We start from the raw sequence: 22,008 nt of genomic DNA, 5'->3' as shown, positions 1-22,008 counted from the left end.
GAAGTATGTAAATACTAACTAGGAATAAGATAGAAGATTGACAAGTAGAATTAGGAATAGAGAAAATAATTGTCAACTTACAATAGGAATAAGAAACTATGTAGTCAACTAAATATAGGAAACTACAGTTAATCCACAGATATACGAATGAGCAAGGTTTGCCCAAGCCTTGGGCATTGTGTCCCCACCGCTTGGGCATCGTGTCCCCACGGCTTGGGCATTGACTCCCCAAGCTTTGGGCATAGATGCCCCACGGCTTGGGTGACTTTTCCTGATTTCAGTAGACTCTTTTTTACTTTATAAACTAAAAAGGTAGTCACTATCAATTTCATAAAACTGAAATAGTAGTCACTCCATATTTTTTGTTTCTAATTTTATAAACACAATAAAAAAGGCTTTATTTTTAAGATTCTGTATAGATATACTGTTTTCTTACATATTTAAATAAAAAGTGTAATAAAAGCTACGATATGTTAGAAAAAAGAGGATGGTTCTTTGACTTAAATCAAAAAAGAAAGGGTTTTGGCAACTTTTTTAATAAAATGTTTGCGAGCACAGTGGAAAGTTCGTATCTTTGCATCGTCAAAAAGAAAAAGACAAAAAATTTAGGATAATGTAAAACGAGCTAATCCTTCGGGTAAGGAAATGCCAATCATTAACACAATTGGTAGGCTCACAAAGTAAAGAAAGGTAAAAAGATTATGAAAAAGTTAGTAGTTTTGGCAGTAGCATTGTTGAGTATGACAACTACTTTTGCAGCAGATGAGAACGCAAGTGCAACAGCAGCAACAGCTGCTTACAACATGAATATCAAGATGGGTCCTTTGGCAGATGCTTTGTCTCTTAACATTGATCAGGTTGAGGCTGTAGCAGATGTTCATAAGAACTTCACTGCAGAGATGATGAATGCTGCTATTGCTCCAGCTGAGGAGCGTGATGCAATGGTAGGTAAGGCTATTAATAAGGATTTGAAATACATGCATACTATTCTTTCTGAGAAGCAGTATCGCAAGTATTTGATGTTGCTCAATGCAACTCTCAAGAATCGTGGTCTCATCAAGTAATGATTCTTGAAACAAAAGAAGAAAATATTATAATAAGAGAGAGAGATAATTTTGAGAAACTGTGTGTCAGCTTTTTGGCACACAGTTTTTTTTGTCTTCAAAATGATTGTTTCCAATCTAATTGTTTTCAAATTGATTATATTCAAACTTGATAGATCTCAATAGAAAACAAAAAAGGGAATCCTCACGGACTCCCTCTTGCTTATTATACAAAAACATTATGAATTTTATTTAATTAGCGAACAAGATTCGATATTTTTATTATCTAACTTAACTAATCCATCTAAAAGTTTCAAATCAGCTATAAGGTTCAATCATTCATCTGCATGAAACATTATCACTTATAGGTTAAGCCTCTGCTTTTAACGATTGCAAAGGTACGAAGTTTTTTTGATTGCTGCAATACCTAAAAATGGGGGTTTTATCCAAATACCTATTTATAATGATGGTTGAAAATTACTTTTTTCGTATCAGCGATGATCCTTGAATAGCTTGATAACCAGATAGTTGTATGATATAGATGCCCGTAGGCAATTCTGATATGTCACATAGATATTCCATTTCTCCTGATTGCATCTTTTCCACTTTCATTCTTATTCCAGATAAGTTATAGACAGAAACCCTAAAATCTTGTGTGGCTTTTTCTGTGAGATTGATGCATATCTTGTTCCTGTCCATACCGATTTGAGCTTTTTGAGGTAGATAAGTACTGATATCTGATATTCCGTCCAGGTTCAAAGCAGCCAATAGTCCTCGGTAAACATCCAGTTTTCCGTAACCCCAGTGGTTGTTGGGTATATCTTGTTCTTTGTCTAAAGGAATGCTCGTCTTCTTGATAATATCCAAAACATCCTGACTGTTTAGACTCGGATTGGCTTCTAACCATAGGGCAATTGCTCCGCCCACAACCGGAGAAGCCATAGAGGTACCACTATTGGAATGCCAAAAATAATTTCTTCCCTGATAGGTATAACTGGAAATGCGGGTGTCCCTGTCCCAGTTGTCGGGATGACATACTTCATAGAATGAGTTATAGGATGAAATGACCGAACTGCCCGGTGCAATTACATCTGGTTTGATTCGTTCATCGAAGGTTGGTCCTATTGACGAATAGGCTCCAAGTGTTCCGATGGGCAGTGTTTCAGACTGCTTATATTTTCCCTCTATATCCGTATAGCCAGTATGGTTGATGGTGGCACCTACGCAGATCACACTCGGGTAAGATGAAGGGGAATTGATGCTATGCGACTTCTCGCAGTCTGCAAGTGACGGATCTACAGAGCAGATATACATATTGCCCGAACCATGATATACTTGAACGTCTGCGTCTTTGCCCATTACCTGATAAGCCATATAGTTGGTTAAACCCACATTTTTTTCGTCTAAGGCTTTCACCATCCAGTCATAGCATATTTCTTCTTTCTGATAACAGGAAGGGTATGCCCCCATCATCATGACATACCTTTTTCCAGCCACCTCTACTGTGTCAATCAGGGTAGAGTCGGCAGTAGCTAAAATCTTTTCGGTATTCACATCAAAGTTATGAGGATGCGTTCTTTCTTCATAAATGGTGGTGCGCAAAGTAAATGGCTGAGATGATTTGGCGATGTGATAGACGTATGGTTTGGCACTATTCACAAAACAGCCCGCACTTTCTTTTTCCATTGGCTTATGCATATAGTAATATTGTTGACCATTGTTGCCGGCTGAAGATACCAATACATGACCGGGAATGCGGGTCAGACTATCTAAAATCTCGCCATATAGCAAGTCTGTTCCATCAAAATCCTGTCCAGCTCCTTCGCTAAATGAGATGACGCATGGTTTACCTACCTGATCCGCATAATCGAAGATATACTTGAATCCTAAGGCATCCATGGCATAAGTAAATTTATAAGTTTGGGAAGAATCAATCAATGCAGCATTTTCGGATGTCGCATTTGCTACCAGACAAATATCGCTTTCGTATGCCATGCCGTGGTATTTGCCAGGAATATCTGAAGCCACTCCTTCACATCCGCTTCCTGCTGCTATTCCCAAGGTATGTGTACCATGTGAATTATCATATCCATCTTTCGAACATCCTAATGCAAGCAGATGTTCTTTTCCGATATATTCGCGGCCTACAGGCAATGTACTCTGTAAGGTGTCTGAAGATATCTGATCCCAAAAAGCCTTGATGCGATAATCTGTCATCTGTGGGTTGTAGAAATTCGGGTTTGTAAAGTCGAAACCGATATCCATAATGCCCATTACTACGCCTTTTCCTGTATAGACCTGTGGCAAATTCCTACCTTCATATACGGGTAAAGCATTGGTCTGAATGATGACAGAATCTAAAGTACATTTAGGATTCATGTTGGCTTCGATGCGTTGTATCTCTGGTAATGATGATAGACGGGATACAGAGTTCAGCGGAATCGTAGCGATGTATATATTACCATATCTGGCCCAAACCTTGCCACCATGCTGGTGTAGCACTTTTTTTCCATCTCCCGACACTTTGATAAAAGCAGTAGTCATGGGAGAGGGGATGCCTGTTATTGTTTTCTTTGCTTTGACATCATGTATTTTGGCAAGATTGACGGTTTGTTTTTCTTTCTCGCGTTCCTCCAAAACATAGTGTCGGAGCATAGGAGAAAGTTTGGATAGACATGCTCTTTGGGCATAGGCTCCAAGTCCGAAGAATATAGTCAAGGTCAAATATAGTAATAGCTTTTTCATACAAGTAAGATTGTGATTAAGAAGAAAAGGAATCCCCGTGAAAGAGGATTCCCTGTTTTTTTTGAGATTTTAGCTTTTAAAAAACTAAAGGATTTATTTCTTTAACCATTTATCAAGCCAGTTGAAGAATGTTCTCTGCCAAAGAATACCATTCTGTGGTTTCAAAACCCAGTGATTCTCGTCAGGATAGATGAGAAGTTCTGCAGGAATACCGCGCATACGGGCAGCGTTGAAAGCTCCCATACCTTGATTGGCATTGATGCGATAGTCTTTCTCTCCATGAATACAGAGGATAGGAGTATCCCATTTATCAACAAACTTGTGAGGACTGTTCTCGTAAGTCTTCTTGGCATTTCCACTCAGGTCCTTATTCCAATAAGCATCCTCATATTCCCAGTTAGAGAACCATGCCTCCTCTGTGTCTGTGTACATGCTTTCCAAGTTGAAAGCACCATCGTGAGCCAGGAATGCCTTGAAACGCTTGTTGTGATGGCCGGCGAGATAGTAAACAGAGAAACCACCGAAACTTGCACCGACGCAACCTAAGCGATCCTTATCTACGTATGGCAGATTGGCTGCTGCATCATCGATAGCAGAGAGATAGTCGTTCATACACTGACCGGTCCAGTCGCCAGAGACTTCCTCGTTCCATTCACTACCGAAACCTGGAAGACCACGGCGATTAGGCAATACCACTACATAACCGTTGGCAGCCATGATCTGAATATTCCAGCGATAGCTCCAGAATTGACTTACAGGGCTCTGAGGACCGCCTTCGCAGAAGAGAAGGGTAGGGTATTTCTTGGTAGCATCAAAATTGGATGGCAACATAATCCATACCAACATCTGCTTACCATCTGTAGTCTTTACCCAACGCTGTTCGCACTTTCCGAGGTTCAACTGGTTCAGAATATGGTCGTTCTCGTGAGAAATCTGTTCTACCTTAGTACCTTTGGCATCCTTACCAGGGGTAACGATATAGATATCGGTAGGATGACTCATGCTTGCACGGGTAGCGAGAATCTTGTTGCCATTATTTGCCAAAGCTACGCTACCATAATCAGCCCAGTCGTTGGTGATCTGTTTAACTTCGCCCTTGAAGTTGGCCTGATAGAGATTCAGGGTTCCGTGCCAAACACCGATGAAAGTAAGGCTCTTGTTGTCCTTGTTCCATACGAATCCTTCTACGTTGGAGTCAAACTTGTCTGATACATAATTTTTCTTACCCGTAGCCAGTTCGTAAACACAAAGACGGTTGCGGTCGCTTTCATAACCATTGCGTGCCATGCTTTGCCATGCGATGTACTTACCATCAGCAGAGAATTGTGGATTGGTATCGTAACCAGGATTGTTTTTCAGATTTTCAGGAGCATTGACAGCCTGATTCTTCATGCTCTTGGTTGCATCAATCTTTGGCTCTACATAACCAGCCTCCTTGCAGAGATTCTTGGTCTCGCGCGTACCTATATTATATAAGTAGATGTCTGAGTCTGTAGAGATGGCATACTGCACGCCCTCTTTCTTGCGACAGGTATAGGCGATAGTCTTTGAATCAGGGCTCCAGGCCAACTGCTCGATACCGCCGAATGGTGCCATAGGACATTCGAATGGTTCACCTTTCAGAATATCTTCTCCCTCGTTGATGGTGCCGTTTTCTGTGACATCAGCAACAAAAGGGTGCAATATGCTCTCCACGTAGTGATCCCAGTGGCGATAGTTCATGTCTGTTACCAGACGACCAGTGGCGAGTGGCAGGTCTGAAGGATTCTCCTTGATGGTGCCATGATAAGGCAACTCCTTGATGAGGATGACCTTCTTACCGTCTGGAGAGAATTTGAATCCCTCGATGCCTAACTTATCGTTGGTCAACTGCTTGCGGTCGGTTCCGTCTGGGTTCATGCTCCAGAGCTGTCCCTCCCGGAGAAAAGCAATCTTTTGTCCACCGGCTATCCAGGCAGCATCACTTTCGCTTTTGGCATCAGTGGTGAGTGCTTTTTGGTTCTTACCGTTGGCATCCATGATGAAGAGCATCTGATGACCCTTGTTTTCCTTCACACTGTAATAACCTACCTGGTACACCACCTGCTTGCCGTTAGGCGAAGCTTCGGCGCCACCGATACGTCCCATAGCCCAGAGAGCCTCAGGAGTCATCAGGTGGTTTTCTACCTTGATCTCATTCTTTTGAATCATAGTTTGTGCATCAACTGTAGTGGTACTCATCGTGAGTGCAGCTGCAGCTAAAATCATTGCTTTAATCATTGTATTTAATTTTATTTGAGTTTTTTTCTTAACAACAATAGCGTTTGTTCTCAACTCGAATAGCGCTTATTCCTATTTGAATATGGCTGGGTGAAGAGAGAAAATGTAAATGGGAGTTATTGATTATTAACTTCTTCGCACACCACCATCTCAGTACCTCTGTAAATGACGACAATCTTGTGAAGTTGGGTGGTCTTCACGGCGGAAGTGACCACTTCGCTTTGAGCGTAGCGGTTCACTTGAACCTCGGCTTCTTTGAAAAGCTGTTGGATGTGTGCGTCAGTATCTTTCGATTTGGCGTACTTGAGTTCCACAATATAAGAGTGGGTCATGTCGCTATAGATGTCGAGCAGCGGACATAGGAATATGTCAGCATATCCTTCCTGAGTATCTTTTTCGGAGATAGGACGATAGTACTGATTTTGGCAAGTCATAGCAAGCGTGAAGCCATGCACAAAATACTCCCCTTTCTGATGGTCTCGTTGGGAGGCGTATTTATGCAGGCTATCGGCAATGTACTGGAAGTATGCCTTCCATTTTCCATCATAAGCAAGATTGCTTGCCAACTCATTCTTTTCGTAGCTGTCGAATGAAAGGTCGTTTTCTTTGTAGGTATCGAGCAGATAAGTAAATAGCTGCTCGCGTACAACCTCGTTTGGAATAATAAATTTGGTCTTTCCTTTGTATGTTCCGTCGGTGGTGACCATTCCGAAGTAAAACAATAGGCTGACGAAATTGTCGGGATTGCCTATCAGCTCGGCAGGAAATCCCGACTTGAGTTCGCCTGTGATGTAACCTTGCTGCACCAGTTGCTGGATGATAGAGGCATCGTGGGCAAACTCCTTGTCTCTGCGGATGAGCATGCGGAGCTTGTTGTAGTCGGTACGGATGTTTTCGTCTATCATGTGGTCGGGCACCTCACAATCATTGTTCACATAATTGTCGATGAAGTAAAGTACCATGTTGGAGTTGTACATCGTCACTTTGCCGTACTTCTTGAGTGCAAAGCAATAGTTGTCGTACCATGGCTTCATGATGGTTATCAACTCATCGATGGTATGGTTGAACTCGTATTGGGTGGAGTAGTATTCGAGCATGTCACGCACTTCTTTCTCCGTGAATCCCGTCAGTTCATTGAATTGGGCACTCAGAGTGTAGTTGGTGCCGATGTTGAATCCACTGGTCAGGTCGTCTAATGTGACAGGGCTGACTCCTGTCACAAATACACGGGCAATGGTAGAATCTGTACCAGCCTTGATCGTGTCGAAGAAAGTGCGCAAGTATCCCTCGCCATGAGTCTCTTTGCGATATTTGTCCAGACAGTTGGGCTCAGCAAGAATCTTGTTGGTGAAATGGTCGTATTCGTCAATGAAGAGGAACACCTTGGCATTGGTCTTCTCGCATTCACGACACAGAAAGTTCAGTTGCTTGACCGCACCATCCAGTTGGTTCATACCTTCTTTGATGCCTTTCGGCAAATATTGCGCATATACATCGCAGAAAAAATTAAAGGCTATACGACAATGGTCATCTAATCCCTTTTTATAGTCATTTAGTTCTGCATTTACTATTGAAAAGTTGAGCTTGATGACAAGATATTTGTTGTGCTCGGGTGTGGGATGTTGACCGATGTAGAGATGCCCGAAGAGCTTGTCGAAGATGTTTGCTCGATTGATATCGTAGTAATGCTCAAGCATGGAGAGAGTAAGGCTCTTGCCGAATCGGCGAGGCCGGATGTAGAAGAAGAACTTGTTGGCTCTTTCAATTTTCTCCACGAATGGAGTCTTGTCGACATAGTAGCAGTCATCCTCGATGACGGCTTTGAAGTTCATCATGCCGTAAGGGATGCGCTTGGGATATTTTCGAATGCTCGTTGATTGATTCTCTACCATATTTTTACACCTTTTTATATTGTTCTGCAAAAATAAGGATAATTTTCCGAAAGAACAAGAAACTCTTCAAAAGATATGTTAAACATTTTACCATGTTCACTTTTCTTTGTACTTTTGTGCAAAGAAAAGTGGCTCATGAGAGATTGTCTATCCACGGACAATCTCCCATGAGCCGTCAAGGGCTATCATAGATAGGACAGAACGTTGAAAAAGACCAAGAGTTTCTTTTTCATCGAAACCTCATAGGAAATGTTTTTCTGTCTTATGAATTAAGCAACATTATAGGGTGTGCTTATATTATATCTTGTCTAAAGCCTGCTTGATATCATCCAGAATATCCTCCACATCTTCAATACCTACTGAGAGACGGATCAAGTCTGGAGCTACGCCAGCTTCTTTCAACTGCTCATCTGTCAATTGGCGGTGGGTATGGCTGGCAGGATGAAGTACGCAGGTGCGGGCATCCGCTACGTGAGTCACGATGTTGATCATATCGAGCGAATCCATGAACTTGATAGCTGTTTCACGGTCACCCTTCAAACCAAAGGCGATGACACCGCAGGTACCATTTGGCATGTATTTCTGAGCAAGTTCGTAATAGGTATCGTCTTTCAGTCCACTGTAATGAACCCAAGCTACGCGAGGGTCGTTGTGCAGGAATTCTGCCACCTTTTGAGCATTCTCACAGTGCTGGCGCATACGCAGATGCAGACTCTGCAAACCTAAGTTGAGGATGAATGAGTTCATTGGGGCAGGGATACTACCGAGATCGCGCATCAGTTGAGCTACAAGTTTAGTGGTATAACCCATCTTGCCAAATGCTTTCACGTATGTCAAACCGTGATAGCTGTCATCTGGTGTGCAAAGACCAGGGAACTTTTCAGCATTCGCCATCCAGTCGAAGTTACCACTATCTACTACTACACCACCCACCTGAGATGCAGTTCCATCCATATACTTGGTGGTAGAATGAGTTACGATGTCAGCTCCCCATTCAAAAGGACGGCAATTGATAGGAGTGGCAAAAGTATTGTCAACAATCAGTGGAACACCATTTTTGTGGGCGATGCGGGCAAACTTCTCGATATCCAGAACGGCACATCCAGGGTTGCTGATGGTTTCGCCGAAGACAACCTTGGTGTTAGGACGGAATGCTTTCTGGATTTCTTCCTCGCTATCGTTAGGATTGACGAATGTACATTCTATGCCGAGTTTCTTGAGTGTTACACCGAAGAGATTGAAGGTGCCACCATAAATCTCATTGGAAGTCACGATATGGTCGCCAGCTTCGCAGATATTGAAAACGGCATAGAAGTTGGCAGCCTGACCACTACTTGTCAGCACAGCACCCACGCCACCTTCAAGCTGTGCTATTTTCTGCGCTACAGCATCATTGGTAGGGTTCTGGAGACGGGTATAGAAATATCCTTCTTTCTTAAGATCGAAGAGCATAGCCATCTCTTCAGAATTGTCATACTTAAATGTTGTACTCTGAATGATAGGCACTTCAATAGGCTCACCATTCTTTGGCTGATAGCCTCCCTGTACACAGATGGAAGCTGTACGTAATTTCTTTTCCATTGTCGGTTATATTTTTAATGTTGTATTTCTATATTTACATTCTCAATGACGCTCATTATCCTCTTTGCATTCCTTTAATAGATATCTTGTAATACCTTGATAATCTGTGGATTATTCTATTTCATGAATACAAAATAAACTGCAGCGATGAGACAGATAAATGCAGCAGCATGATTCCAGTGCAGACCTTGTCCCTGAAAGAGGATATTAGCGATGATTGCAAAGATGATGAGAGAAACGCATTCCTGTATGACCTTGAGCTGTACGAGGTTGAAAGGGCCTCCGTTATCTACAAAACCGATACGGTTGGCGGGTACCTGACAGCAATATTCAAAGAAGGCTATGGCCCAACTGAAGGCGATAACTCCAATGAGTGGCCAATGGCTACTTATACCTGTCTGCTGAAGTTTGAGATGCCCATACCATGCCAGCGTCATGAATATGTTGCTCAATACCAATAGAAGAATTGTATAAATTCCGTTCATCATTCTTGTTGTTTTTTACTTTTTTGTGTGCAAAGGTACAATTTTTTTTTGATATTTCGATAGTTTTTTGTACTTTTGCACTCGATTTGTTCAATCAATAGAGAATTAGTTATATCAGTAAAAAGAATATGAAGATAGGATTCGATAACGAGAAGTATCTGAAGATTCAATCCGAGCATATCAAGGATAGAATCTCACAGTTTGACGGAAAGCTCTATCTGGAATTAGGCGGAAAGCTTTTCGATGACCATCATGCAAGTCGCGTATTGCCTGGTTTCCAGCCAGATAGTAAGCTCCGTATGTTTCAGAAAATCAGCGATAGCATTGAAATTGTTATCGTGATTAGTGCTGCAGACATTGAGAAGAATAAAAAGCGTGCCGACTTGGGTATCACTTATGATGAGGATGTTCTCCGTCTTCGTGGCGAGTTCCAAAACCGTGGTTTTATGGTGGGTTCTGTTGTGATTACTCATTACAACGGTCAGCCTGCTGCTACAGCTTTCAAGCAGCGCTTGGAACGTGATGGTATCAAAACCTACTGTCATTATCTCATCGAGGGCTATCCTCATGATGTCAACCTGATTGCTTCTGATGACGGTTTCGGAAAGAATGATTATGTAGAAACTGAGCGCCCTCTGGTTATCGTGACAGCTCCTGGTCCTGGTAGTGGAAAAATGGCTGTTTGCCTCAGCCAGTTGTATAATGAGAACAAGCGTGGTGTGCGTGCAGGATATGCCAAGTTTGAAACTTTCCCAGTTTGGAATCTTCCATTGAAGCATCCGGTGAATATTGCATACGAGGCAGCTACTGCCGATCTCAATGATGTCAACATGATTGACCCTTTCCATCTGGAGGCATATAATAAGATTGCTATCAACTATAATCGTGATGTTGAGATTTATCCTGTACTCAATGCTCTCTTCGAGGGGATCTATGGTTCTGATCCATACAAGTCTCCTACGGATATGGGTGTGAATATGGTAGGTTTCTGTATTTCTGATGATGAGGCTTGCTGCGAGGCTTCGAAGAATGAAATCGTTCGTCGCTATTATGCTGCTACCAACAAGTTGGCTCTGGGTGCTTGTAATGAGGAAGAAATTGCCAAGATACAGATGCTTTTCAATCAGGCTAAGATTTCTACAGATTACCGTAAGGTGACTGTTGCTGCTAAGAATCATAAGAAGGAGACGGGACATACTTCGTCGGCTATTGAGTTGGAGGATGGTATCATCATCTGCGGTCATAGTAGTGAGCTGTTAGGTTGTAGTGCCGCCTTGTTGTTGAATGTCATGAAACATCTGGCTGGTATTGATCACAATCTGAAACTGATTCCTCAGTCTATGATTGAGCCTATTCAGCATACGAAGATCAGTTATCTCGGCGGTCGCAATCCTCGTCTTCATACAGATGAGGTTCTTGTAGCTCTCTCTGTTCTCTCTGAGAATGATGAGAATTGTCGAAAAGCTTTGGAGCAGTTGCCTAAACTTCGTGGATGTCAGGCTCACTGCACGGTGATGCTGAGCGATGTGGATCAGCGTATCTTCAAAAAATTAGGTGTAGGCTTGACTTGCGAGCCTGTATTGAAGAAGTAATCCCAATCTTACGATATAAAGATTACTCAATCTTGCTATATAAAGATATAAAAAAGGTGTATCAAAGAGTTTGTTAGACTTTGATACACCTTTATTTGTTTTTATTTCTTTAATTTGTCTCAAATTCTTTAATTTATCTCAATGCCATTACTCTGCTGAGAATCAGTTTCTTATATTCTTTTTTCATGCTTTCCGGCAGGAAGGAGGCTTCTATCAGATCTATCCATTTCACGATAGAACGACGGAACTTCTTGGCGATGTTGGCAATCACCTTGTCGTTTAGTCCCGATGCTTTCATCACTTTGATGAAAGCAGACTTTTGGATCTTTCTTTTCTTACCGTTCAGTGTCAGGGCGAGCTCCTCGGTATCTTCGGGCATTACGATCTTGGTACAGAGCAGGTCGTAGGCAGGAGTAAGTGCATAACCCATCTTGCGGTTATTGTAGAGCGAGAAGTTCTTGAGGTGCATATCTGCATTGCCAGTAATCCATGAGAAAATGACAACTTCCCAATAGTTTACGAGGTCGAGTTGCGAGAATGATGAATATTTCTTTAGGAGTTTCGCTATCTGCTCATAGGAACCTTTGTACTTGTATTCCGTAAGGCGTTCTGATAGTTGGCACATATCCTCCATAGGTACCTTGGTTCCATCATCCAGTCTGTCTATTCTTCGGGTAATATAACAGAGTTCGCCATCAGCAAATCTTATCAGTCCGTGGGGAACAACAGTTATCTTGGCAGCTTCGGCGAGATGCATCGTGAGGTCTTCTATTTCTGGAAGACAGCGGTAGCGGTCGGTTTGCGGCTTTAAGATGTATTTACCCCAAAGGCCGACGATGGTGAAACGGGACGGCTCGTTCTTTCCACCCGGATTCACATCGAGTGAGAGTTTTGCCTGAACACCAGTGAGAGTGGTCTGAGCGCGCACAACCTTTTTTGCCAGGTCGCCGATTTCCTTTCTTACATAGGGTAGGACAGGGGCTTCCTTGGTACCGAAGAGTTTCTTGGCGCAAGTGGGATGGTAATCTATCTGACCTGGCTTGAGCGGTTTATAGCAATATAGACATTTCTCCATAATTCTTTCTCCTTTCTAGTTTTTATTCTACCGGAATCACGCTGACGGCTCCGATACAATCCTTGCAGCAGGCAAGGAGGAGCGACATTCTATCCCGCTGGTTGATTTTCCAACTGCTTTCTGCGATATTCAGCAGCCATCCTTCGGGGATTAACCCATCGAAGAAGGGAAACAAAACGGTGTCGTGGTAGGGCTCATCAGATAACGGGAGTGTGAGGCTCACGGCTTCGGCTTGACTCGATGCCAGATAATCTGCATCGTAAGCGAAGGTGAAGCCAGTTTCGTCTTCCGTCAGCAGACCTACGTATTGGTCGTATAGATAAATCTTTCCTTGTTTCATAAAATTCTATTTTTATTCTTTTTTGATAGGAACGGGGCCGATTTCCTGGCCGAAGAGGAGGAGAACCTGATTAACTTTGTCGAGTCGCAGCGTTTCTTTTCCCTGTTCCAATTCGCGTACAAATCTCAATCCAACCCCCGATTTAGCAGCTAAATCCACTTGTGTCAATCCGAATTGCTTGCGCATTTCCTTGACGTATGATGATAATGTATTGCTCATGTTTTATTTGTTTTATACCCTTTCGGGGACAAATATACGAATAAAAAATGAAAATACCCCCGAAAAGGTATAATTTATAATATCATTTAACAAATTATACCTTTTCGGGGGTAATGTTATGTGCCAATTAATACTGACTGAGTAAATCTTCGATGATATTTTTCAATTCTGGCAATTGTCTAGTAAACTATCAAAAAAAAAGCGTAACGAACACCTTTTCCAGATAATCCATTACGCTTTAATTATTATCTATAAAACTTTATTTTCCGAGATTATTCTTTTTCTCGTTCAGTTCAGCCTTCTTTCTCATCATCTCTTCCTGCTGCTGGCGCTGCAACTCCTGGAGAGCCTGCATTCTTGCCATGAGGCCATTAGCCTTCTTTGGATTACTCTTGTTCTCCTGATAGCGCTTTTCCAAGATGGCGAGAAGCTTCTCGTCGTTGGTGGTCTTACGCAGAGTCCACATAATGGCAGCACTGAAGAACAGTGAGATGAAGTAGTAGAAGTTCAAACCTGATGAATAATCATTGAACATGAAGAAGAACATCAATGGCATGAGATACATCATCCACTGCATCATCTTCATCTGCTCAGCCTGCTGACCTACCATCTGGTCTCTTTGCTGACGCATGGTCATCCATGAGTACAACAGGTTGGCTACGCAGAAGAGAATACAGGTCAAACTCAGGTGGTCACCTATCATCCAGATGTTGGTGTTCCACTCAAAGATTGGGTCGTATGTACTCAAGTCGTTCATCCAGAGGAAATGCTCACCACGAAGCTGGATGGCATTAGGAACGAAGTTGAACATCGCTATCCATACTGGCATCTGAATCAACATTGGCAAGCAGCCTGACAATGGACTCACACCATACTTGGCATATTCAGCCATCATCGCCTGTTGTTTCTGCATCTGATCCTCAGGCTTGTTATACTGCGCAGTAGCAGCTTCGAGCTTTGGTTTCAGAACGCGCATTTTGGCAGAACTCATATAACTCTTCTTCACCATAGGGTAGGTGATGAGCTTCAGAAGCAAGGTGATGAGAATCAGTACGACGCCCATAGGGAATACCTTGCTCAGCCAGTCGAACACGTAGAGTGTGAAGAAACGGTTGATCCAGCGGATGATAGGCCATCCCAGATAAACGAGCCTCTGGAACTCCAGGTCTTTGCCGAAGGTGCTTTCCTTCTCGGTATTTTTGAGAATCTGGAAATCGTTAGGACCAAAGTAGAACTCAAACTCAGAGGCTTTCTTGCCGGTTGGGTCAAAAGCAGTTTTCATCTTAGCTTGGAACTGCTTCAGATAGCCAGAACCCTTCTCCTGTGGGATAGAGGTCATGAAGGCATCCTTATCGAAGTTGTCTTTAGCTACGATGATGGCAGAGAAAAACTGGTTCTTGAAAGATACCCAGTCGGTGGTCTCTTCGATTTTCTCATCGATCTTCTCGCTTCCCTCATTGAGATAGTCAGTGCCACCTTCTGCATTGTGATAGGTGAGCGTGGTGTAGCGGTTTTCGAACATGAAACCACGTTCCTGCTGGCGTGCCTTATCACTCCAGTCGATGTCCATCTTATTATAATTAGGTGAGAACAGACCTTCCATACCCTGAGCAGCAAAGCTCATGTGGAGCATGTAGTCCTTACCTAATTTATAAGTCATGGAGAGCGTCTTTCCTTCTCCAGCCATAGCCGTCATGGTAACCGTAGAATCCGTAACGTTTGATGGAGTGAAGTAGAGGTCGCTGGTGATGATGTTAGCTTCCTTTGCCTCAAGCATAAACTTAAGACTCTGGTCTTTGCCATCGAAGAGCGTAACATCCTTCTGGTCGGCAGAACCGTCCTTTACCTGGATGTTGTGACCTACATAACCCTTGATTACTGCCTTCTCGACAGTACCACCCTTGGTGTTGAGGGTTAATTCAACTTTCTCATTTTTCAAAACGATCTTCTTCTCCTGACCCTTCAAAGCAGAATAGAAGAGGGCTGTAGAGTCTGCCTCAATCTTAGCCTTGGCATTTGCCTGGCGCTTGGCTGCGGCAGCCTTGCTGGCCTTTTCTATCTCAGCATGCTTAGCCTTGGCAATGGAATCCTGTACGAAAGCCGCTCTCTGCTCTTCTGCAGATGGCTGTGTATACCAACTGAATCCGATAAGTACTAAGGCAATGAGAAGAAAGCCAATAATGTTGTTCTTGTTCATTGTTATTTTAGAAATTTATATTATTTCTTGTTTGAGATAGCCGTCTTGACGAAATCCATGAACAGAGGATGAGGTTTTAATACGGTACTTTGGTATTCTGGATGATACTGTGTGCCGATATACCATTTCAATCCTGGTATTTCAACGATTTCTACCAAGTCGCTCTCTGGGTTGCGTCCCACGCACATCATGCCGTTCTTCTCGTATTCCTTCTGGAACTCATTGTTGAATTCATAGCGATGGCGATGACGCTCCTGAATGTGCTCCTTTTTATATATAGAGAAGACGCGGGAACCTTGTTTCAGTACACATTCGTATGCACCGAGGCGCATGGTTCCACCCATGTTGGAGATGTTTTTCTGTTCCTCCATGATGTCGATGACATTGTGTGGAGTCTTTTCATCCATCTCTCTTGAATTGGCATCTTTGTAGCCCAATACGTTACGGGCAAACTCGATGACCATCATCTGCATACCCAGGCAGATACCGAAGGTAGGAATGTCGTGGGTGCGGGTATAATGGGCTGCTATGATCTTGCCCTCAATGCCGCGCTGGCCGAATCCCGGACAGATGACGATGCCATCCTGACCCTTCAACTGCTCTGCCACATTATCTTCTGTGAGATATTCAGAATTGATGAATGTAATCTTCACCTTGTGGTCGTTGTAGGTGCCGGCATGTGAAAGACTTTCGCGGATACTCTTGTAGGCATCCTGCAGGTCGTACTTTCCTACCAGTCCGATGTTTACCACCTCTGTAGCCTTGCTTCTGCGGTCGAGGAATGTTCTCCAAGGACCCAGTGCAGGCTTTTCGCCGATAGGCTCACCCATCTTTCGGAGAATGGCGGTGTCGAGACCCTGGTTCTGCATGTTTACAGGCACTTCGTAGATACTGGCGAGGTCTTCGCTTTGTATCACGCAGTCCAGATCCACATTACAGAAGCTGGCTACTTTTTTCATGATTCCCTCTTCGAGATGTTTCTCTGTGCGGAGGATCAGAATATCTGGCTGAATACCTACACTTTGCAATTCTTTCACGGAGTGCTGGGTCGGTTTTGTTTTCAACTCCCCTGCAGCCTTCAGATAAGGCACATAGGTGAGGTGCACATTGACGGCGTTCTTGCCCAATTCCCATTTCAGCTGTCTGATAGCTTCCATGTAAGGAGCACTTTCGATGTCGCCGATGGTTCCGCCTATCTCGGTGATCACAAAGTCATAGTGATACTTCTTGCCGAGCAGCTTCACATTGCGCTTGATCTCGTCGGTGATGTGAGGCACCACCTGGATGGTCTTTCCGAGATAATCGCCACGACGTTCCTTGTCAATGACTGCCTTGTAGATACGACCAGTGGTGAGAGAATTTGCTTTCGTAGTTTGAATACCGGTGAATCGCTCGTAGTGTCCGAGGTCCAGGTCGGTCTCCATACCATCTACTGTCACGTAGCACTCACCATGCTCGTACGGGTTCAGTGTACCCGGGTCGATGTTGATGTATGGGTCAAACTTTTGGATAGTAATGTTGTAACCTCTTGCTTGAAGAAGCTTACCGATGGAAGACGATATGATTCCTTTACCCAAAGAAGAAACCACACCACCAGTAACGAAGATGTACTTAGTTTCAGCCACGATATTTATATTTTAAATTAGAATAATCGCGTGCAAAGTTACTATAAATTTATGAAATAGCCAAAATTATTGCAAATAATGCCGTTGTTTTATGAATTATTTATTACCTTTGCGCTTAAATTATATCATTGTGTAGTTTTTAATGATTATGAAATTGAGATTTAATATATTGATGGCTGCTCTTTTGGTTTGTTTTTCTTCATGGGCACAACCAAAGAGTCATAAGCACACCAAGGGGGTGCTGGAACCTGAAACGGCTGAATGGGTGAAGAATTATATGGATTCTTTATCTGCAGCTCGTGCTCATATCGATTCCAGCTATTATGCTGCGAAAGATATCCGCTATTCCCGACTTTTCACCCCGCTTACTTTTTATCATTCTCCTGCTAATCATTTTCTCAGATTGAATCCGGCTGGCTATTCTGATTCTCTTGAATGTATGCTGGATAAGTCTTTGATGTTCATTTACTTAAACCGTCCTGATCTTGTGAGAAGTAATGAGTCCAGACTGGATGTGGTTGGTGCTCCTATTCCTGAGGGCGCTCCGAGAAAGACGGAGGTGGATATCGTGGAGGAGGTGGCTCCCAAGGCTATTGAATTAGAGGCTTCGCCGATGAAAATCTATGTGGCGAAACCTAATTTCTGGACGATCAGGGGAGATTATTACCTGCAGTTCCTCCAGAATTATGTGAGTGATAACTGGTATAAAGGTGGCGAGAGCAACTACTCGATGTTGGGTAGTGTCACGATGCAGGCTAATTATAATAATAAGCAGAAGGTGAAGTGGGAAAACAAGTTGGAAATGCGCTTGGGTTACCAGACTTCCAAGGGGGATACCTTGCATAAATATAAGACCTCTGAGGATTTGCTGCGTTATACCGGAAAGTTTGGTTTGCAAGCTACCAAGAGATGGTATTATACCTTGCAGCTGATCGGGCAGACTCAGTTTACGAAAGGTCTTCGTAGCAATGATAAGTTTGTTTACTCAGACTTCATGTCACCTTTCAAGTTGAATCTTTCTGTCGGTATGGATTATTCCATCGACTGGTGCAATCATCGCCTGAAGGGTAGCACGCATATTGCTCCTTTGGCTCTTAACTGGAAATATGTGGGCCGCAGTTCGCTTGCCACCCGATATGGTTTGGAAGAAGGACAGCATGGGCTTGTTGATTATGGTTCTGAATTTACGGTTGACTTTACGTGGCAGATGGCGGAAAACCTGAGATGGAAGACCCGCCTCTATGGATATACTACTTATGAGCGTGCTGAGTTGGAGTGGGAGAATACTTTCTCTTTCCAGTTTAATAAGTATATTTCTTCGAATATATTCCTTTACCCTCGTTTTGATGATGGCACCAAGCGCAAGGAGGGTGAGAGCTATTGGCAGTTTAAGGAATATGCATCCGTAGGTTTCTCCTATTCTTTTTAATGTAAATAGCCAAGTTGATGTAAAAAAGCCAAGTCAGAATTCTTGTTGTGAACTGCTGACTTGGCTTTTTTTTATGAATAGCTTTTTATCTCATGAAATGCCTTAAAATGCCCCGAAATAATGGTCATAAATGATGAAAAGAATGATGGCAAGAGCTATCAGACAAAGAAAAGAGAATAGGAGTCTTCCTATGATTCTTCTCCTAATCTGTGATCTCGTATGACGATTGTGTCCTGCTCTGCGACTGTAATGTTCCTTGTGTCCACTACTTCTTTGTTCACTTCCATCTCTGTGATGGTGGTGATGATGTCTTTCCTCTGTTTCCATGAGTATCTCTCCTTATGCTTAGTATATATTAGAATCTGAAACAAACTTCCACGTCTGCCATAGAATAATTGTGGTCTGCGCTTGCGCGGTCGTTGACAAACGCATATTCTGACAGAATGGTGAAGTTCTTGTTGATATGATAGTTCAGACCGACTTCGTATTGGGTTCTCATCATGTCAGTCTTGCCGTTAGCCTCGTACATATCGTAGCGAGCCTTTGCATAGAGTTTCTTGCTCACGATAGGTGCGATGACAAGACCATATACACCCTGTGCCTTATTGCCAATTTCTTTGTTAAGATTGCAATCTTTAGAGGCTGCATCCCCATGATTGGTTATGCTTTTAGCAAACGCCATACCTGTAGAATGAATATATTCAGAACGGACGGTCCAGTCGTTGGTCTTGTATTCGAATGAGAAAGCATAACGGTTCTGGCTGAGTTTGCGAACACCAGACTGAGCAATCTCTCTGTCTTCGACGAAATTCGTTCCAGCTGGTACTTTTACAGTTTCCAGCCACTCTCCCTTTCTCGCATAAGAACCTGTCCATCCGAAGGCACCAATTCTCATTCCTGCCACAGGCATTACCCATACGCCGCCGATCACGTTCTTCTGGTTATCTACGTCCTTGGCATTGATGCCTTGTCCGTTGAACACACCTATCTGATAGTGCAGCAGGTTGCGGCCATTAGCGTTTTTGAGGAAATCGCCTTGCAACTGCAGACCGATATCACGGCCGTTGGATGCATGCTTGCCAGAGCGGTCGCTAAAGCCAGCCAGCTTGCTTACGTTCTGGGAATATCCCATGAATCCCTGGTCGATAGGGTGCATCGGATTTTCAAAGGTAAATGGATTCTTGAACTGACCAATTTTTACCTTGAAATAACTGTATTTCTGCCATTCGGCAAACAAATCTACCATTCTTGGACTGCTGCCCAGGTCGGAAGTGTTGCCATTAAACTGGATTTGCGTTTTCCAGTAGAAATCGTTGGCGATACGTCCTTCAAGGGCGATACGTCCCATGCGGATGTTGAAGGAATTGGATTCCTTTCCCTTCTGTCCGCTATACTGATATTGAGTCATGCCATAGCCCGACAACTTGACGTTGTTGAGCCATGCTGGCAACTCGATGGTTTTCTTCTCTTGCGCGCCCGCTGTGGTTACCGCCATAGTCATCAGCGCCATGATGATACTATTCTTCATCTTCATTTTCTATTATGTTTTAAGGTTTATTTCTTAGCTGCGAGTTCCTCTGCAGTCAGGTCCTCTGCTTGAGCTGCCTGGAGGGCGAGCTTCTCAGCTTCCTTGGCAGCTTTGGCTTCAGCAGCAGCCTTCTCGCGTTCTTTGCGTTCCTTCAATTTCTGCTTGATCTCCGTTTCGCAGCGCTTTTCAAGAAGCACTACGTTTTCTACGTGGGGAGTGTGAGGGAACATATCCACAGGCTGAACCGCTGCCACTTTGTAGTAATCGTCCATCAGCTGGAGGTCGCGTGCCTGTGTGGCAGGATTGCAGCTTACATACACGATGCGACCTGGTGCTGCATTCAGAATCACATTGATGACATCAGGATGCATACCAGCACGTGGAGGGTCGGTGATGATGACATCAGGACGGCCATGCTGTCTGATGAAATCATTGGTCAGGATATCCTTCATGTCTCCAGCATAGAATAATGTGTTTTCTATCTGGTTTACCTGAGAGTTCACCTTTGCATCCTCGATAGCTTCTGGCACGTATTCGATACCGATCACTTTTTTAGCCTTGTGTGCCACGAAATTGGCAATGGTTCCAGTACCGGTATAGAGGTCGTAAACCAGCTCGTTGCCTGTGAGATTGGCAAATTCACGCGCTACACAGTAGAGGTGGTAAGCCTGCTCGGTATTGGTCTGATAGAAACTCTTAGGACCTACCTTGAACTTCAGGTCTTCCATCAATTCAAAGATATGGTCGTTGCCCTTGAAAAGACTCAGTTCCAAATCATTGAAGGTATCGTTGCCCTTCTGGTTATTTACATACATGAGCGATGTAATTTGCGGGAATCTGTCAGCCACTTGCTGCATCAATTCCTGCGCTCTCTGCTCGTCACCTTCTTCGTCGTAATGGAATTGGAATACAAGCATCCATTCGCCTGTGTTGGAGTTACGTATCATCATGTCTCTCAACAATCCATGTTGCTCACGCAAATCGTAGAAAGTATAGTCGTGAGAATCTGCATACTCGAATACGAAGTTGCGAATCTCATTGCAGAGGTCGTCCATCAGCCAGCATTTCTTGATAGGATATATCTTGTCGAAGGCCCCGGTGATATGAAAGCCGATGGCATTCTGTGCGTGGCGTTCCTTTAATGAAGATACCGTATCATCCTCTTTCTGAGGAAGTTGTGCGAGTTCTTCTGCAGTAAACCATCGCTTGTTGCTGCATCCAAATTCTATCTTGTTACGATACTCCTGTGTCTTCACGCTGCCCATGATAGGACGGAACTCAGGAAGCTCAATCTTGCCGATGCGGGTGAGCTGGTCTTCCACCTGTTTCTGCTTTGCCTTGATTTGCTCTTCGTATGGCAGGTTCTGCCATTTGCAACCGCCGCAGATACCGAAATGCTCGCACATCGGTTCCTGACGAACGTCGCTCTTCTTGATGAATCTGACAACTTTCGCCTCGCAGTATTTATGCTTCTTTTTAACTACTTGTAAATCTACCACATCTCCAGGTACACAGAAAGGTACGAAGATGACTTGATCATCGACGCGTGTGATGCATTTTCCTTCAGCAGCCACAGCTTCGATGGTAACATTTTCTATGAATGGTAACGGTTTACGTTTTCTTCCCATGATTGATATTTAAATTTTTGAGTGCAAAGATACTACTTTTTTGTAAAAAATGAAAATTTTTCCAAAGTAATTTGTAAGATGTTTGAAAACTGGAATGAAAAAGAATCATCTGTGGTAGCGATTCTCTGTTTTTTTTGATAAAGAAGTGCTTCTTTTCTATATATCATGAGCCCACTTTAAAAAGGGGGCATATTTTGAATCCAGCATGACCAGTGTGGTCATTCTGAGTGAAACATAGCAATTGGCTCCGCTGGTGAATATCTTTCGAGAAATTGCCATGAAAGAGCCGAAAGCTTCTCTGATAGGCCCGAAAAGGGCAAATATCGATCTTTGAAATGTTGAAATCTGGAATATTACCATCCTTCGGAGG

The 22,008-nt window shown here is 43.3% G+C and carries 15 protein-coding genes and 2 pseudogenes; 3 read left to right on the top strand and 14 right to left on the bottom strand.

Annotation, left to right across the window (positions count from 1 at the left end):
* Nucleotides 1-701 precede the first annotated feature (701 nt).
* Nucleotides 702-1,064: a hypothetical protein gene (locus tag EXN75_RS14985; protein ID WP_022111683.1), complete on the top strand. Its 363-nt coding sequence runs from the start codon at nt 702-704 to the stop codon at nt 1,062-1,064.
* Between the two features lie 456 nt (nt 1,065-1,520).
* On the opposite strand, the gene EXN75_RS14980 is transcribed toward EXN75_RS14985, so the two are convergent.
* The 5 genes from EXN75_RS14980 to EXN75_RS14960 form a co-directional block, all read right to left on the bottom strand.
* Nucleotides 1,521-3,788 (bottom strand): S8 family serine peptidase, encoded by a 2,268-nt coding sequence (locus EXN75_RS14980; protein WP_134844425.1) that lies wholly within the window; start codon nt 3,786-3,788, stop codon nt 1,521-1,523.
* Nucleotides 3,789-3,881: 93 nt separating this feature from the next.
* The gene (locus tag EXN75_RS14975; RefSeq protein WP_134844424.1) at nt 3,882-6,047 is read right to left on the bottom strand and encodes a S9 family peptidase; all 2,166 of its coding nucleotides are present in this window, start codon (nt 6,045-6,047) and stop codon (nt 3,882-3,884) included.
* Between the two features lie 116 nt (nt 6,048-6,163).
* The gene (locus tag EXN75_RS14970; protein WP_246031439.1) at nt 6,164-7,939 is read right to left on the bottom strand and encodes an ATP-binding protein; all 1,776 of its coding nucleotides are present in this window, start codon (nt 7,937-7,939) and stop codon (nt 6,164-6,166) included.
* A gap of 297 nt (nt 7,940-8,236) precedes the next feature.
* The gene (locus EXN75_RS14965) at nt 8,237-9,520 is read right to left on the bottom strand and encodes an O-acetylhomoserine aminocarboxypropyltransferase/cysteine synthase family protein (protein ID WP_134844423.1); all 1,284 of its coding nucleotides are present in this window, start codon (nt 9,518-9,520) and stop codon (nt 8,237-8,239) included.
* Between the two features lie 116 nt (nt 9,521-9,636).
* Nucleotides 9,637-10,005 (bottom strand): DMT family protein, encoded by a 369-nt coding sequence (locus EXN75_RS14960; protein ID WP_118115860.1) that lies wholly within the window; start codon nt 10,003-10,005, stop codon nt 9,637-9,639.
* Nucleotides 10,006-10,133: 128 nt separating this feature from the next.
* Here EXN75_RS14960 and EXN75_RS14955 point away from each other — a divergent pair, with 128 nt between their 5' ends.
* Nucleotides 10,134-11,597 (top strand): DUF1846 domain-containing protein, encoded by a 1,464-nt coding sequence (locus tag EXN75_RS14955; protein ID WP_134844422.1) that lies wholly within the window; start codon nt 10,134-10,136, stop codon nt 11,595-11,597.
* A 133-nt stretch (nt 11,598-11,730) separates the two neighbouring features.
* On the opposite strand, the gene EXN75_RS14950 is transcribed toward EXN75_RS14955, so the two are convergent.
* From EXN75_RS14950 to EXN75_RS14930, 5 genes are all read right to left on the bottom strand, one after another.
* On the bottom strand, nt 11,731-12,672 hold the full coding sequence (locus EXN75_RS14950; RefSeq protein WP_134844421.1) for a HipA domain-containing protein: 942 nt from the start codon (nt 12,670-12,672) through the stop codon (nt 11,731-11,733).
* Nucleotides 12,673-12,694: 22 nt separating this feature from the next.
* On the bottom strand, nt 12,695-13,012 hold the full coding sequence (locus EXN75_RS14945) for a HipA N-terminal domain-containing protein (RefSeq protein ID WP_134844420.1): 318 nt from the start codon (nt 13,010-13,012) through the stop codon (nt 12,695-12,697).
* Nucleotides 13,013-13,024: 12 nt separating this feature from the next.
* A complete protein-coding gene (locus tag EXN75_RS14940; protein WP_022111675.1) occupies nt 13,025-13,231 on the bottom strand; it encodes a helix-turn-helix transcriptional regulator in 207 nt (68 codons plus the stop codon).
* A 259-nt stretch (nt 13,232-13,490) separates the two neighbouring features.
* Nucleotides 13,491-15,428 (bottom strand): membrane protein insertase YidC, encoded by a 1,938-nt coding sequence (gene yidC, locus EXN75_RS14935; RefSeq protein ID WP_134844419.1) that lies wholly within the window; start codon nt 15,426-15,428, stop codon nt 13,491-13,493.
* Between the two features lie 20 nt (nt 15,429-15,448).
* The gene (locus EXN75_RS14930; RefSeq protein WP_134844418.1) at nt 15,449-17,053 is read right to left on the bottom strand and encodes a CTP synthase; all 1,605 of its coding nucleotides are present in this window, start codon (nt 17,051-17,053) and stop codon (nt 15,449-15,451) included.
* A 148-nt stretch (nt 17,054-17,201) separates the two neighbouring features.
* On the opposite strand from EXN75_RS14930, the gene EXN75_RS14925 reads away from it, so the two are divergent.
* Nucleotides 17,202-18,482, top strand: a complete 1,281-nt coding sequence (locus tag EXN75_RS14925; protein ID WP_134844417.1) for a DUF3078 domain-containing protein — start codon at nt 17,202-17,204, stop codon at nt 18,480-18,482.
* 102 nt (nt 18,483-18,584) lie between these two features.
* Here EXN75_RS14925 and EXN75_RS14920 read toward each other — a convergent pair whose 3' ends face one another.
* From EXN75_RS14920 to EXN75_RS18055, 4 genes and pseudogenes are all read right to left on the bottom strand, one after another.
* On the bottom strand, nt 18,585-18,809 hold the full coding sequence (locus EXN75_RS14920) for a hypothetical protein (protein WP_134844416.1): 225 nt from the start codon (nt 18,807-18,809) through the stop codon (nt 18,585-18,587).
* 28 nt (nt 18,810-18,837) lie between these two features.
* Nucleotides 18,838-20,010 (bottom strand): porin, encoded by a 1,173-nt coding sequence (locus EXN75_RS14915; RefSeq protein WP_134844426.1) that lies wholly within the window; start codon nt 20,008-20,010, stop codon nt 18,838-18,840.
* A 179-nt stretch (nt 20,011-20,189) separates the two neighbouring features.
* Nucleotides 20,190-21,638, bottom strand: a pseudogene (rlmD, locus tag EXN75_RS14910) (23S rRNA (uracil(1939)-C(5))-methyltransferase RlmD); the annotation flags it as partial.
* A 156-nt stretch (nt 21,639-21,794) separates the two neighbouring features.
* Nucleotides 21,795-22,008 (bottom strand): annotated as a pseudogene (locus tag EXN75_RS18055) (transposase); the annotation flags it as partial.

Source organism: Segatella hominis, assembly GCF_004535825.1.
Taxonomy (GTDB): domain Bacteria; phylum Bacteroidota; class Bacteroidia; order Bacteroidales; family Bacteroidaceae; genus Prevotella; species Prevotella hominis.
The sequence above is the reverse complement of the archived record's forward strand: the minus strand, read 5'-3'. Positions and strand labels throughout refer to the sequence as shown.